Genomic DNA, 14,049 nt, shown 5'->3' with positions numbered 1-14,049 from the left:
AATCAAAAAATATCTTTTCAACCTTACTGATTGATTGCGGTAAGCTTCGTCGCGCAATACAAGACTCCCATACATGAATTTAACAGAATTAAAAGACACGCCAATTTCAGATCTAGTTTCGCTTGCTGAAAGTATGAATCTGGAAAACATGGCTCGTACCCGTAAACAAGATATCATCTTCTCTATTTTGAAAGCTCACGCTAAAAGCGGAGAAGACATTTTCGGTGGCGGTGTATTAGAAATCCTCCAAGATGGATTTGGATTTTTAAGAAGTTCAGATGGCTCATACCTTGCGGGTCCTGACGATATTTATGTTTCTCCAAGCCAGATCCGCCGCTTTAATATGCGAACCGGTGACAGCATTTTTGGTAAAATCAGACCGCCAAAAGAAGGCGAAAGATACTTCGCACTATTGAAAGTCAGTGAAGTTAACTTCGATAAACCAGAAAGCTCTCGTAATAAAATCCTATTTGAAAACTTAACCCCACTTCATGCTGAAGAACGTCTTCGTATGGAACGCGGTAATGGTTCTACTGAAGACATCACCTCGCGAATCCTTGATCTATGTTCACCGATCGGTAAAGGTCAGCGTGGTTTGATTGTTGCGCCGCCTAAAGCGGGTAAAACATTATTACTTCAAAGCATTGCTCAAAGTATTACCTACAACAACCCAGATGTGGTGTTAATGGTATTACTGATTGACGAACGTCCTGAAGAAGTGACCGAAATGCAACGCATGGTTAAAGGTGAAGTGATTGCTTCTACCTTTGATGAACCAGCCAGCCGTCACGTTCAAGTAGCCGAAATGGTTATCGAGAAAGCAAAACGTCTTGTTGAGCATAAAAAAGACGTGGTGATTTTGTTAGACTCTATCACTCGTTTAGCTCGTGCATATAACACGGTTATCCCATCATCAGGTAAAGTGCTTACCGGTGGTGTCGATGCTAACGCACTGCATCGTCCAAAGCGTTTCTTTGGTGCAGCACGTAACATCGAACACGGTGGCAGCTTGACCATTATCGCTACCGCGCTTGTTGATACCGGCTCAAAAATGGATGAAGTGATTTACGAAGAGTTTAAAGGTACTGGTAACCAAGAGTTACACCTTTCTCGTAAAGCCGCTGAAAAACGCGTATTCCCAGCGATTGACTTCAACCGCTCTGGTACTCGTCGTGAAGAAAAACTAACGACACCGGAAGAACTTCAGAAGATGTGGATTTTACGTAAAATCTTACACCCAATGGATGAAGTTTCAGCAATGGAATTCTTAATCGATAAATTGGCGATGACCAAAACTAACGAAGAATTCTTCACTGCAATGAAGCGCGCTAAGTAATTTATTACCAACACGCACTATAATCGCAAAAATGCCGCTAATTTAGCGGCATTTTTTATGTCTCAATAACCTATGACTAAAGATCTTGATAAGACTCAGCCCTACTCGCCCGAACCGCAGCGATAAAAGTATTAGTCTCTAGGCTTTCGGGTTGCTATCGCCGGTTATCATTCTAGCGCTGGTTACCGCTTTAAAGCCTTAGCTTGTATAGCATCTAGCAGCCAAGCGCTCTAACATCTAGCCTTTCTGCTTTCTATCGCTGTTATCATTCTAGCGCTGGTTCCCGCTTTTAAAGCCTTAGCTTGTATAGCATCTAGCAGCCCAAGCGCCCTAGCCTCTATGCTTTTCGCTTGCTATCGCCGGTTATCATTCTAGCGCTGGTTACCACTCTTCCCGCCTTAAACAGATGCCATTTTTCGACGTAAATAGGCAATTTGTTGCATATGCGGTAAATCTTTCGGGCAAGTATCTTGGCAACCTAATAATGTCATGCAGCCAAAAACACCGTCTTGATTACCAATCACATGATAAAAATCATCTGCACTGCGAGTATCACGACTGTCTAATTCAAAACGGGCAATTTTCATCATCCCCACAGCGCCAACAAAGGTTTCACGCATTTGTTTAGTGGCACAAGCTGAGACACACACACCGCACTCTATACATCGCTCTAACTCATAAAGTTTGGTGGCTTCTTCTGGCGACATCGGTGTTTCAATTCGATGAATATCATTATCAGCTGTATTGGGATGCAACCACAGCGCTAAGCGCTCAGATAATTGGCGCATAAATTTGCCCGTATTCACCGATAAATCGCCAATCAGCTCAAAGCCTGGTAATGGCATGAGCTTAATATGCCCATCAGGATAATTAGCGGTTAAGGTTCGACAAGCTAAAGTCGGTTTACCATTGATCACCATGGCACAACTGCCACAAATACCTGCACGGCAAACAAAGTCAAATTGCAGCGATGGGTCTTGAGTTTCACGTAATTGATTTAAGGCGATAAACACCGTCATTCCGGGTGTTTCAGTGAGGCTGTATCTGACCATTTTCGCTTTATCACCAGGCTCTTGTGGGTCATATCGAAAAATAGAGAAGGTTAACGTACGAGCTTGACTCATGTTACTTTACTCCCGTCGAAGCATTCGCTATGACATCAGTTAATCGCTGATTTCCAGGTTGATATTCTTCGGGTAACTCAAAAGGCATTAATGCCGCTTGCTTGACATGCCTATCGGTGTTTTCATCTAGATCAGCCAAAATAGCTTCAACCTGTTGCTGACGTTTTTGCGTATCAGGATGAGCAATAACATTATCAACACCATAACCGCGATACCCGGGCGGTAACTCCATTTGCATGACATCAATCGCTTCATAGTGTAGTTGTGGCCGAAAACTATCGGTATCTGGCCAACTGGTTAATGTCCGGTTTAACCAGTCTTTATCGTTACGTTGTGGAAAGTCTTCACGAGAATGGGCGCCACGACTTTCTGTGCGAGCATGGGCTCCACATGCAACGGTAAGCGCGACTTTCAGCATCCGTTTAATCCTTAACGCCTCAACTAATTCTGGGTTGGCATGACGTTTTTTGCACTTTAAGCCCAAATTTTTCGAACGTTTAAGTAGTTCAGACAATTGATTAACAGCCAGCTCAAGATCCGGCCCATTTCGAAAAATACCCACATAATCCATCATAATTTTTTGCATCACAGCTTTAAGCTTAAAGGGGTCTTCAGTACCTTCGCCGTCAATTAACTGATCTATTTCAGTTTGTAACTGCTGCGCAAACTGCGCAATTAATTCAGTATCAATCACCAAACTGTTTTGCTCGCCAAAATCAGCGACATATTTACCAATAATCATCCCGCCAACCACTGTTTCAGCCAAAGAATTACCGCCGAGCCGATTAAAGCCATGCATGTCCCAGCAAGCGGCTTCTCCAACACTAAACAATCCTGATAATTGCGGGCTTTCTCCGTTCGCCTTAGTCCGAATGCCCCCCATAGAATAATGCTGAGTCGGCCTAACCGGAATCCACTCTTTTACCGGATCGATGCCCAGAAAGTTCTCACAAATTTCTTTCACTTCACGCAGATTCGTCTCGATGTGCTTTTGACCTAATAAGGTTATATCTAGCCATAAATGCGGCCCATAAGGACTATTGACCCCCTTACCTTTGCGGATATGCTCGGTCATTCTGCGAGAGACCACATCGCGAGAAGCTAGCTCTTTTTTATCGGGCTCATAATCAGGCATAAAGCGGTAACCGTCTTTATCGCGCAGTACACCACCGTCACCTCGACAGCCTTCTGTGGTTAAAATCCCCACCGGTACGATAGCCGTAGGATGAAACTGTACCGCTTCCATATTGCCCAGCGTCGCGACGCCAGTCTCTAACGCCAACGCTTGGCCGATACCTTCACAAATCATGGCATTGGTCGACACAGCATAAATCCGTCCGTAGCCGCCAGTGGCAATGGTGGTCGATTTAGCGATATAGGCACGCAGTTCACCGCTAATTAAGCAGCGAGCAATCACCCCATGACAGCGCTTGCCGTCGTGGATAAGGGTTAATGCTTCCATGCGTTCGTGCACAGGAATACCTAACGAAATAGCCTTATTATCGACAGCGTACAACAAAGAATGACCGGTACCATCTGCGGTGTAACAAGTGCGCCATTTTTGGGTGCCACCAAAGTCACGCGCGTTAATTAATCCGTGAGCAGCCTCAGCCTCAGTAATAGTGACCTTTTTTGCGTTAACAATCACTTGTCTGTCGCCTTTAGTCACTCGAGTCCAGGGGACGCCCCACTGAGCCAACTCTCTTACCGCTTTAGGCGCGCAATGAGCAAACATTCGAGCCACGGTTTGATCGCAGCCCCAGTCAGAACCTTTTACCGTATCTTGAAAATGTATATCTTCATCGTCACCAGCACCTTTAATGGTATTGGCTAAACTGGCTTGCATACCACCTTGGGCAGCGACAGAGTGCGAACGTTTTGCAGGAATAAGCGATAAAACTAAGGTATCAAGTCCGCGCTCTTTTGATGCTATCGCGACTCTTAATCCTGCTAGCCCTGCGCCAACCACTAAGGTCTCGGTATAGATAATTTTCATGCGAATTCCTTATAAGGTCGACATATATGGCACTACGGGTAACGCTAACGAGTGGCCAATCAAAAGATAAGTCAGCAAACTCGCCACTCCTAACACCATTAAATACGCTAACAACACCTTAGCAAATTTGAGCATGGCAAAACGTTGCTCAACCAAGCCCCATTTCACCACCACGCGATATAAACCAAATACGCCATGCACTGCAACGACCGGTAACAGCAGGATATATAACGCCCAAGCATTGAAGTGATACACCCGCTCGGCCGAAAGATGTGGGCCTATTTCAGGATGGGTTATCATGGTGAATAAATGCGTTGGTACGAGGAAGAACAATAAAAAACCCGTGATCATTTGCCAAAACCAAATTTTGGTATCTTCATGGGGTAAAAAACGCATTTGATTTCGTAAGGCGCGCCATTGACCTAATTGAGTCGGAAAACGACGTAAGGCAAATACCGCATGGATCAGCACAACCAATAACATAAAGCAGGAAAAAATTTGGGTCACCAAAGGGTAGCCATGGCCAGTTTCACTAAATACTCCGCCCTCAAGAAACTGTGCCACTTGGTAGAAAGCTTCTTTGCCAAACAAGATACTCGACTCAAAATGCAAATGCAGCACCAGGAAGAGCCCCAGCAACACTCCAGATAGACTTTGTAGTTTATCCGCACGAGCAGCCCAAAGAGGGTGAGTAAAACCTTTATCGGTATTTACCGCACGGTCGGCTTTCCCTTGCAAAAAATTCGCAGCCATAAAGCATCATATCCTGTCAGGCACAATAACAAGTATTGACCATAGCAAGAGTTTTTCAATAGCGGCAATGAACAATCATCAAACCGTGATAATGTTCACCTACTAATCAGCGGGAGTTAGAAGCTGGTCACACAAACTAGAAAGTAAAATCTAAACAATACTGATAGTTAACTAAATATCGGCACGAGTGTTCGGTAGTTCAAACCTATCGAACGCTTTAGCTAAAAAAGTCGCATTACGGTAATATTTGCTGGCAATGTTGGCGTAACTTATCGCGTAATAGCAACATGACCGGAGTGACATGCTCGCGACCAGGACAGATCAAGTTTAGCGCAACTGACTCACCAATATATTCGGTAAGTATCGGTACTAACTTGCCGGTTTTCAAATCATCAGCAACATCAAGAGCCACTTTAAATACAATTCCTTGACCCGCGACCGCCCAGCGCCGGGTAATTTCTGCATCGTTACTGCTACGATTGCCACTAACACGAACTTTATATTGTTGCTGATCTCGATTAAACGACCATAAATCATGATCACGTTGGTCTAATTTAAAAATTAAACAGTTATGTTGGCTTAACTGTGCCAAGGTTTCTGGCACGCCATGTTGCGCAATATAACCAGGCGAAGCACATAAAATACGTCGAGTATTACAAATCGTAAATGCCACTTGGTTAGAATCAGGCGGCTGACCATAACGCAAAGCAACATCAATTTTATCATGTAAGAAATGACTCAAATTGTCGCCAATATCTAACTTAATCGACAAATTAGGATAATCATTTAAAAAGCCATCTAACCATGGCAATAACACATTACGGCCAAAATCCGATGATACAGAAACGGTTAACTCGCCCGAAATAGTCCCTTTTTCACTCGCCAATGCTTGCTCACCTAACAGCAAGCTAGCTAATGCTTCACGACAATGAATAAGGTAACGCTCACCCTGCGCAGTTAACCGTAGGCTTCTAGTTGTACGAATAAACAGCACTGCATCTAATTGTTTCTCCAAGCGCTTTAATCCGGCACTCGCGGCGGCAGCTGAAATATCTAACTCAACTGCTGCGCCTGCAATGCTGCCACAATCAGCCACCCTAACAAACAAGCTTAAATCGTTAATTAACATCTGTCATCCCAGCGTAAATACTCGGTTATTTTGCTTGTGTCAGCCTCATCTTTACCAAAAATAATTTGGTAAAGATACAAATATTACCCTGTTAATTTTAACAATAAATTAGGCCACAATAACCAAAACCTAGCATTCAGCACGTATAAACTCAGCATAACTGACACTCTTCACCACTCAAGGAGTCACCATGAAAGCGATTGGATACTATCAAGCAGGCAATATTGATGCGATAAATGCACTTCAAGACATTGAAATAGCAACGCCAGTGGCCACTGGGCATGATTTATTAATTGCGGTACAAGCCATAGCCGTTAACCCTGTAGATGCAAAAGTTCGTCAAGCAAGACAGCCTGAGGAAGGCCAGCCTAACATCATTGGTTATGATGCAGTGGGTACTATCAAAGCCATTGGTGATCAGGTCAGTTTATTCAAAGTTGGCGATAAAGTATGGTATGCAGGTGACATTACTCGCCAAGGAAGCAACGCCGAATATCAGTTGGTTGACGAACGGATAGTGGGTCATAAACCGCAATCATTAACAGATGCACAAGCGGCAGCATTACCGTTAACCACCATTACCGCGTGGGAAATTTTATTTGATCGCTTGGGCTTACCTAAAGATGGCAGCGCAACAGATGCGCGGATTATGATTATAGGTGCAGCCGGTGGTGTCGGGTCTATTTTAGTGCAATTGGCAGCTAAACTTACTGGCGCTAAAGTGATTGCTACAGCCTCTCGTCAGCAAAGCCGCGATTGGGTTCTGAGCTTAGGAGCCGATGTTGTGATCGACCACAGTAAACCCTTATCAACTGAGTTAAATAATGCCGGTTTTGATAACGTGACCCATGTTATCAGTTTAAATCACACCGACAGTCACTTTGACGAAATCGTCGCATCGCTTCAGCCACAGGGCAAAATAGCCTTAATTGACGATCCCCTACAACCAATCGACATTATGAAGCTAAAACTAAAAAGCATTTCACTGCATTGGGAATTAATGTTTACCCGTAGCATGTTCGCTACCGACGATATGATTGCCCAACACCACTTACTCAATGAAGTGAGCCAACTCATTGATGCCGGCACGATAAAAAGCACTCTGGGCGAACATTATGGTCACATCAATGCCGCTAACTTGACCCGTGCCCACCAGCAAATAGAAACTAACACGAGTGTCGGGAAAATAGTCCTGGAAGGATTTGTAGCTTAACGCTCTGCTTCGTTAATCCGCAGTACCTCATCACTTAATCGCGCTGCATGTTTTGCATCCAGCGCGTTTTTTTATCTAAACACGGCCGTGAAGGATCCCTCTTCACCGAGCTAATAACCAATAAACTCTCACCTAAACGAGCATCTTAAAATAACTTGGGTATAATAAGCGCCAATTTGATACTACTTTTACCACAGTTAGGAAAACCCCATGGCTTGGATCCAATTACGTATTCACACTCATCGCGATAATGCCGACATGCTTGGCGACTTATTAATGGATCAAGGCTCGCTTTCCATCACTTACGAAGATGGCCAAGATGAACCTATTTTTGAACCCAAGCTTGGTGAAACACCGCTGTGGCAAGACACTGTTATGATTGCATTATTTGATGCAGGCACAGACTTAGCGCCAACCATAGAGTTTTTAGAATCTATGCCATTTCTGGGTAAAGGTTTTACTCATAAAATTGAACAAGTCGAAGACAAAGACTGGATCCGCGAGTGGATGGACAGCTTTCACCCAATCCAATTTGGTCAACGCTTATGGATATGCCCAAGCTGGCGTGAAATTCCTGACCCGACCGCGGTTAACGTTATTCTCGATCCTGGTTTAGCCTTTGGTACTGGCACCCACCCTACTACGGCCTTGTGTTTAGAATGGTTAGACAGCCTAGATTTATCAAACCAAGAAGTTATCGACTTTGGTTGTGGTTCAGGCATTTTGGCCATTGCAGCAATTAAACTCGGAGCTAAGAAAGTCACGGGTGTTGATATTGACTATCAAGCTATTGACGCCTCAAAAGCCAATGCAGAACGGAACGATGTCGTCGATCAACTGGCTTTATACTTACCAGAAGATCAACCTGCCAACTTACAAGCAGACGTATTAGTCGCCAATATTCTTGCTGGCCCGTTAAAAGAACTCGCGCCATTGATAGCAGAAAAAGTACGTGTGGGCGGTAAACTGGCACTATCGGGTTTATTACAAGAACAAGCACAAGAAGTATCCGACTTTTACAGCCAATGGTTCGTCATGGATCCGGTTAGCAACAAAGAAGACTGGAGCCGCTTAACAGGGGTGCGTAAGTAGTCTACTCGCAAGCCTAAAATGCACTCAATTATGGGCTATATTTTGAGCTAATTGAGTGCATCCATCCTAGTTTACAGGTTATTAACATTGTTTATTGACACTTGTATACAGGAAAAAGTCTCTCTGCAACTCGCACCAGTGCTCAAAAATAACCGAAATTTGCCATTTATTAGTCAAAGATGTGACGGCTAATAAAAGTCAAGCAAAAAAGTTGCATTTAGGTCATTTATTGACCTTTTCACAAGCGTAAAAAAGGGCTACTATAGCGCCCCTTTGGAGAGCAAGGTGAAGTTCGCAATGCAAATTGGCCCGTATCAACTGTCAAATCAGCTGATTGTGGCACCAATGGCAGGTGTCACCGATCAGGCCTTCCGAAATCTCTGCTTACGCTATGGCGCAGCTTTAGCCGTATCAGAAATGCTTTCATCTAATCCTGAGGTTTGGGATAGCGATAAAAGCCGCCAGCGCATGATGCATTCTGGTGAAGAAGGTATACGCTCCGTACAAATAGCAGGTGCAGACCCTGATTTAATGGCTAACGCTGCCAAGTTCAACGTTGAACAAGGTGCGCATATCATTGATATCAATATGGGTTGCCCAGCAAAGAAAGTGAATAAAAAGTTTGCGGGTTCAGCGCTAATGCAAAGCCCAAGCTTAGTAAAAGAGATTTTACAAGCCGTGGTTGCTGCAGTAGATGTGCCAGTAACGTTAAAGATCCGCACAGGTTGGGAGCCTGAACATCGTAATGGTGTTGAAATAGCCCAAATTGCTGAAGATTGTGGCATTGTCTCGCTCGCCGTTCACGGCCGAACCAGACAATGCATGTACAAAGGCTTTGCTGAGTACGACACCATTAAAGCAATTAAACAGACTGTCTCAATTCCTGTTGTCGCCAACGGGGACATCGACACACCAGAGAAGGCCAAGTTTGTGCTTGACTACACTGGCGTTGACGCCCTGATGATTGGAAGAGGTGCACAAGGAAGGCCATGGATTTTTAAAGAAATCCTATATTACTTGGAAACAGGTAAAAAGTTAGCGCCAATTAAGGCAGAAGAGCAACGCACTGTGATGCTTGAACACCTTAATAAACTTTATGACTTATATGGCGAATACAAAGGTGTCCGATTTGCTAGAAAGCATGTCGGGTGGTACCTAAACCATGAGGAACAGCGCCAATTTCGTGCTGACTTCAATCGGCTTGAAACCGCTGCCCAGCAACATTCCCTCGTAGAATGTTATTTTGATGAATTAGTTTAGAATTTAATAAAGAGCAGAATAGAATGTTTGATCAGACAACTAACACAGAAGTTCACCAGCTTACCGTAGGCAAAATCGAAACAGCAAACGGCACTATCAAGCCGCAGTTATTACGTGACGCAGTAAAACGTGCCGTGACTAACTTCTTCTCTCAGTTAGACGGTCAGGAAGCTTCTGAAGTATATGAAATGGTATTGTGCGAAGTTGAAGCACCTTTACTAGACATCATCATGCAACACACTCGTGGCAACCAAACGCGCGCTGCTAATATGTTAGGTATCAACCGTGGTACTTTACGTAAGAAATTAAAGAAATACGGCATGAACTAAGACCTAGCGTCTAAGTGATTGTAATGAAACGGGCTTATCAGTAATGATAAGCCCGTTTTGCTTATATGTACCTTCATATGTACCCTGAGTAAATTCCTTACAAAGTAACGTAAATAAAAACTCATACTCCTGATCCACCCAAAATCAAAAACTCGCAACATCCTCAATAGCCTAATGAGTTCTCAATCATGATGAATGCATCGCTGATCTCAACCTTGATGAATTTCTTAATGAATTTGAACTAAGGCTAACGCTCTTCAATAGCCCAACCTTTTCAAATAAAATAAAACTCGCAGATGATAAAAAGTGGCAACAGTTGCTAGATGGTAACCCTAACACTTAATGTTTAACGCTTAAGTATTTTTCTTATTTTTTGACACCTTGATTTTCAACCAAAAAATACTTCATTAATTACAAATCCTTAACTAAAAATAAACAGAAGCATTTGATTTTCATCATTGTCAAAAAAACATCACATATAAAAATATTTATCTTAATCGGATTATTTCATTGCATTTTTATAAAAGTTAAGACTATGCTAATGAAACAAATGACAACGCTGTCACTTGTTTGAGAAAGGCAAACCAATTGAAAGATTGGGACGCAAAGCCTCCGGTCTAAGGGGAATTTAGTACCTATGATAGCGGGGACACCACAGGGATCCTTCTTCATGCATTTTTGACGCATGAGTTTTAGAAAGAACAGCTGTCCTGTTCGCGTTTTTTGCCTTATTGGTTTAAATAATTCAATAGGGAAGTCTCATGTTTAATACACGTATTTCAACATTAGCGTTGATTATTTCATCTTCGTTATCTGCACATGTTATCGCTGCCACTCCGGGTAAACCCACTATTGGTTGGGGTGAAACAAAGTTTGCCATCATCGAGGTTGATCAAGCCGCAACAGCCTACAACCAATTAGTGAAAGTCAAAGATGCAGCGGATGTATCAGTTAACTGGAATCTTTGGAGTGGTGATGTTGGCACTGTGGCGAAAGTACTGCTTGATGGTAATGCGGTATGGGAAGGCCCTTCGAGTGCATCTGGCTCTGCAAGTTTCAAGGTACAGCAAGGTGGCCGCTATCAAATGCAAGTTCAGCTGTGTAACAGCGATGGTTGTACGGCGAGCGATGCCAAAGAAATTATGGTCGCAGATACAGATGGCAGCCACTTAGTGCCACTCAATGCTCCGCTTAAAGAAAACAACCGTCCCTATGCCAATAAATCAGGCAAAGTGGTCGGCAGTTACTTTGTTGAATGGGGGGTGTACGGCCGCAAATTCGCGGTCGATAAGCTCCCTGCACAAAATTTAACTCATATTTTATATGGTTTTACCCCAATATGCGGCGGGGATGGTATCAACGACAGCTTGAAAGAAATCGACGGCAGTTTCCAAGCGCTCCAACGTGCCTGTAGTGGCCGTGAAGATTTTAAAGTGGCTATCCACGATCCTTGGGCGGCGGTCCAAATGCCTCAGGCTGGTGTGAGTGATTTTTCTGATCCTTACAAAGGTAATTTCGGTCAATTGATGGCACTTAAGCAAGCTTATCCTGATTTGAAAATTTTGCCTTCTGTTGGCGGCTGGACATTATCCGATCCATTCTATTTTCTAGGAGATAAAACCAAGCGTGATGTTTTTGTGGCATCAGTTAAAGAATTCTTACAAACGTGGAAATTTTTCGATGGTGTAGACATTGATTGGGAGTTCCCCGGGGGGAGCGGTGCAAACCCAAGTTTAGGCAATGCTAATGATGGCGAAACCTATGTCATTTTGATGCGAGAACTGCGAGCCATGTTAGATGAGTTAAGCGCTGAAACGGGACGAAGTTATGAACTGACCTCAGCCATTAGCGCTGGTGACGATAAAATTGCCAAAGTTGATTATCAAGCTGCCCAGCAATACATGGATTACATCTTTTTAATGAGCTACGACTTCAACGGCGGCTGGACCAATACCGAACTTGGCCATCAAACCAATTTGTATGAAGCCAGTTGGGATCCTGATACCCGCTACACCACAGACAAAGGGGTGAAAAACCTTTTAGCGCAAGGTGTTACGCCTGGTAAAATTGTGGTCGGTGCGGCTATGTATGGCCGTGGTTGGACTGGCGTTAATGGCTACACTGGCAATAATCCATTCACGGGTACGGCCACCGGTAAAGTAAAAGGCACATGGGAAGATGGCGTGGTGGATTATCGCCAGATCGTGAATGAGTACATGGGGAGCGGTTGGACTTATAACTACGATGAAACCGCCGAAGCACCGTCAGTGTTTAACCCAACGACAGGCGATTTGATTACCTTTGACGATCCTCGTTCGGTAAAAGCCAAAGGCCAATATGTGTTATCAAATCAACTTGGAGGACTATTCGCTTGGGAAATTGATGCTGATAATGGCGATATTCTTAATGCGATGCACGAAGGTCTTGGCCACGATGAAGGCACTACGCCACCGGTGAATAAAGCCCCTATTGCCAATGCTGGAGCAGACATATCAGTAACTGGCCCTGCCGATGTAACACTTAATGGAAATGGTTCACGTGATCCTGAAAATGGCGCCCTAACGTATCTTTGGACACAAGTATCCGGCCCAACGATAACTCTCGCTAACGCGGATATGGCCAATGTCATTATCCCATTAGAAGCCACTCTGACCGATGTCGTCTATGGTTTTAGCCTTCAAGTAACGGATCCTCAAGGTGCATCGGCAACAGATTCAGTCCTTTTAACGAATAAGGCGGATGCGCCTAACCAAGCCCCAGTCGTGAGTGTGGCTGCGACAGCCATTGTCGAAGCCGGTAAGTCTGTCAGTATTGTAGCCAATGCCTCTGATGCCGATGGTGATGCACTCACTTACAACTGGACTGTGCCAGCAGATATTTCTGCAACAGGACAAAATAGTGCCACGCTAGTCGTCACCGGTGCCAATGTCACAGAGTCGACTAGCTACTTATTAAGCGTGTTAGTTTCTGATGGTGCTTTAGATGCCAATGGCTCAACCACATTGACAGTCACACCTAAGGTAATCGGTGGGGGCTGTGATGCAACCGACCCTAATGCGGATCAATATCCTACTTGGCAAGCCAACGTGGTTTACAACACGGGTGATACCGTTAGCTACAGTAGTTTAGTTTGGAAAGCTAAGTACTGGACTCAAGGCAATAAGCCTTCCCGCACTGCGGATCAATGGCAGCTAATAAGTGAAGTTGAGTTAGGTTGGGATGCTACCATTGCCTATAGCGGTGGCGCTACGACCAGTTATAACGGCCGTCAATGGCAAGCCAGTTATTGGACCAAAGGTGATATTCCTGGTATGGCTGCTGTTTGGGTAGATATTGGTATAGCTAGCTGCCCATAAAAAGCTTACTTATTAACTACATGTAATCGAAATAAAGCTCTGCATTTTTGCAGAGCTTTTACAGTTTACGGCAGAAGTTCGTGCTGATAAATTTGAACACAAACTCGCTATTTCGCTTGCCTCTATGATGTGGCCTACTCCACATATTCCAGCATTTTCCTGGAGATTCGGACACCTAATCCTTTAGCATCAGAAAGTTCTATTGGTTTATAACGCCCGTAACGTTTTTTCGTAAAGCATAAATGTCTCAATGAATTCAACATGAACTAATAGCTCGTTCATAATTAATTGTAATGAAAAGGGCTTATCAGTGATGACAAGCCCTTTTTGTTTTATTAATTTCATTCATAGTCAGTCACAAGATGATTACTGACTAACAAGCTAGAGAGCTACACTAGATATGATCGATATCATTATGACCAAACTATCCTCGCTTATATTAAGTGAAAACATGTTTATAA

General features: G+C 43.8%; 10 protein-coding genes and 1 riboswitch. Of the genes, 6 read left to right on the top strand and 4 right to left on the bottom strand.

Annotated elements, in window-relative coordinates:
• Positions 1 to 73 precede the first annotated feature (73 nt).
• The gene (rho, locus tag ACED29_RS02480; RefSeq protein ID WP_124017248.1) at positions 74 to 1,336 is read left to right on the top strand and encodes a transcription termination factor Rho; all 1,263 of its coding nucleotides are present in this window, start codon (positions 74 to 76) and stop codon (positions 1,334 to 1,336) included.
• 398 nt (positions 1,337 to 1,734) lie between these two features.
• Here the strand turns inward: rho and ACED29_RS02475 are convergent, their stop codons facing one another.
• The 4 genes from ACED29_RS02475 to ACED29_RS02460 all read right to left on the bottom strand — a co-directional run bounded on the left by ACED29_RS02475 (position 1,735) and on the right by ACED29_RS02460 (position 6,338).
• Positions 1,735 to 2,460, bottom strand: coding sequence for a fumarate reductase iron-sulfur subunit (locus tag ACED29_RS02475; protein WP_182698436.1), 726 nt, complete (start codon positions 2,458 to 2,460; stop codon positions 1,735 to 1,737).
• Position 2,461: 1 nt separating this feature from the next.
• Positions 2,462 to 4,456 carry a fumarate reductase flavoprotein subunit gene (locus tag ACED29_RS02470; RefSeq protein ID WP_371696941.1) on the bottom strand — a complete coding sequence of 665 codons (1,995 nt, stop codon included), beginning with the start codon at positions 4,454 to 4,456 and terminating at the stop codon, positions 2,462 to 2,464.
• A gap of 9 nt (positions 4,457 to 4,465) precedes the next feature.
• Positions 4,466 to 5,209 carry a fumarate reductase cytochrome b subunit gene (locus ACED29_RS02465; RefSeq protein WP_273060022.1) on the bottom strand — a complete coding sequence of 248 codons (744 nt, stop codon included), beginning with the start codon at positions 5,207 to 5,209 and terminating at the stop codon, positions 4,466 to 4,468.
• 235 nt (positions 5,210 to 5,444) lie between these two features.
• A complete protein-coding gene (locus tag ACED29_RS02460; RefSeq protein WP_371696938.1) occupies positions 5,445 to 6,338 on the bottom strand; it encodes a LysR family transcriptional regulator in 894 nt (297 codons plus the stop codon).
• Positions 6,339 to 6,528: 190 nt separating this feature from the next.
• Between ACED29_RS02460 and ACED29_RS02455 the strand changes: the two genes are divergently transcribed.
• The 5 genes from ACED29_RS02455 (at position 6,529) to ACED29_RS02435 (ending at position 13,588) form a co-directional block, all read left to right on the top strand.
• Positions 6,529 to 7,551: a zinc-binding alcohol dehydrogenase family protein gene (locus ACED29_RS02455; RefSeq protein WP_371696937.1), complete on the top strand. Its 1,023-nt coding sequence runs from the start codon at positions 6,529 to 6,531 to the stop codon at positions 7,549 to 7,551.
• A 210-nt stretch (positions 7,552 to 7,761) separates the two neighbouring features.
• Positions 7,762 to 8,643, top strand: a complete 882-nt coding sequence (gene prmA / locus ACED29_RS02450; RefSeq protein WP_124017242.1) for a 50S ribosomal protein L11 methyltransferase — start codon at positions 7,762 to 7,764, stop codon at positions 8,641 to 8,643.
• Positions 8,644 to 8,940: 297 nt separating this feature from the next.
• Entirely contained in the window at positions 8,941 to 9,903 is a 963-nt protein-coding gene (dusB, locus tag ACED29_RS02445; protein ID WP_124017241.1) for a tRNA dihydrouridine synthase DusB, read from the top strand.
• Between the two features lie 23 nt (positions 9,904 to 9,926).
• Entirely contained in the window at positions 9,927 to 10,232 is a 306-nt protein-coding gene (gene fis, locus ACED29_RS02440) for a DNA-binding transcriptional regulator Fis (RefSeq protein WP_011635942.1), read from the top strand.
• A gap of 568 nt (positions 10,233 to 10,800) precedes the next feature.
• Positions 10,801 to 10,889, top strand: a riboswitch (cyclic di-GMP riboswitch).
• A gap of 104 nt (positions 10,890 to 10,993) precedes the next feature.
• Positions 10,994 to 13,588 carry a glycosyl hydrolase family 18 protein gene (locus ACED29_RS02435; protein ID WP_371696935.1) on the top strand — a complete coding sequence of 865 codons (2,595 nt, stop codon included), beginning with the start codon at positions 10,994 to 10,996 and terminating at the stop codon, positions 13,586 to 13,588.
• Positions 13,589 to 14,049: the final 461 nt, after the last annotated feature.

Source organism: Shewanella sp. 5S214 (assembly GCF_041439795.1).
Lineage (GTDB): Bacteria > Pseudomonadota > Gammaproteobacteria > Enterobacterales > Shewanellaceae > Shewanella > Shewanella vesiculosa.
Note: the sequence above shows the minus strand (reverse complement) of the source record. Positions and strands in the feature narration are given on the sequence as shown.

Bases quoted from the DNA above. Each gene is read 5' to 3' on its own strand.
- rho (WP_124017248.1), top strand. From the start codon at position 74: ATGAATTTAACAGAATTAAAAGACACGCCAATTTCAGATCTAGTTTCG.
- ACED29_RS02460 (WP_371696938.1), bottom strand. From the start codon at position 6,338: ATGTTAATTAACGATTTAAGCTTGTTTGTTAGGGTGGCTGATTGTGGC.
- ACED29_RS02465 (WP_273060022.1), bottom strand. From the start codon at position 5,209: ATGGCTGCGAATTTTTTGCAAGGGAAAGCCGACCGTGCGGTAAATACC.
- ACED29_RS02435 (WP_371696935.1), top strand. From the start codon at position 10,994: ATGTTTAATACACGTATTTCAACATTAGCGTTGATTATTTCATCTTCG.
- prmA (WP_124017242.1), top strand. From the start codon at position 7,762: ATGGCTTGGATCCAATTACGTATTCACACTCATCGCGATAATGCCGAC.
- fis (WP_011635942.1), top strand. From the start codon at position 9,927: ATGTTTGATCAGACAACTAACACAGAAGTTCACCAGCTTACCGTAGGC.
- ACED29_RS02475 (WP_182698436.1), bottom strand. From the start codon at position 2,460: ATGAGTCAAGCTCGTACGTTAACCTTCTCTATTTTTCGATATGACCCA.
- ACED29_RS02470 (WP_371696941.1), bottom strand. From the start codon at position 4,456: ATGAAAATTATCTATACCGAGACCTTAGTGGTTGGCGCAGGGCTAGCA.
- dusB (WP_124017241.1), top strand. From the start codon at position 8,941: ATGCAAATTGGCCCGTATCAACTGTCAAATCAGCTGATTGTGGCACCA.
- ACED29_RS02455 (WP_371696937.1), top strand. From the start codon at position 6,529: ATGAAAGCGATTGGATACTATCAAGCAGGCAATATTGATGCGATAAAT.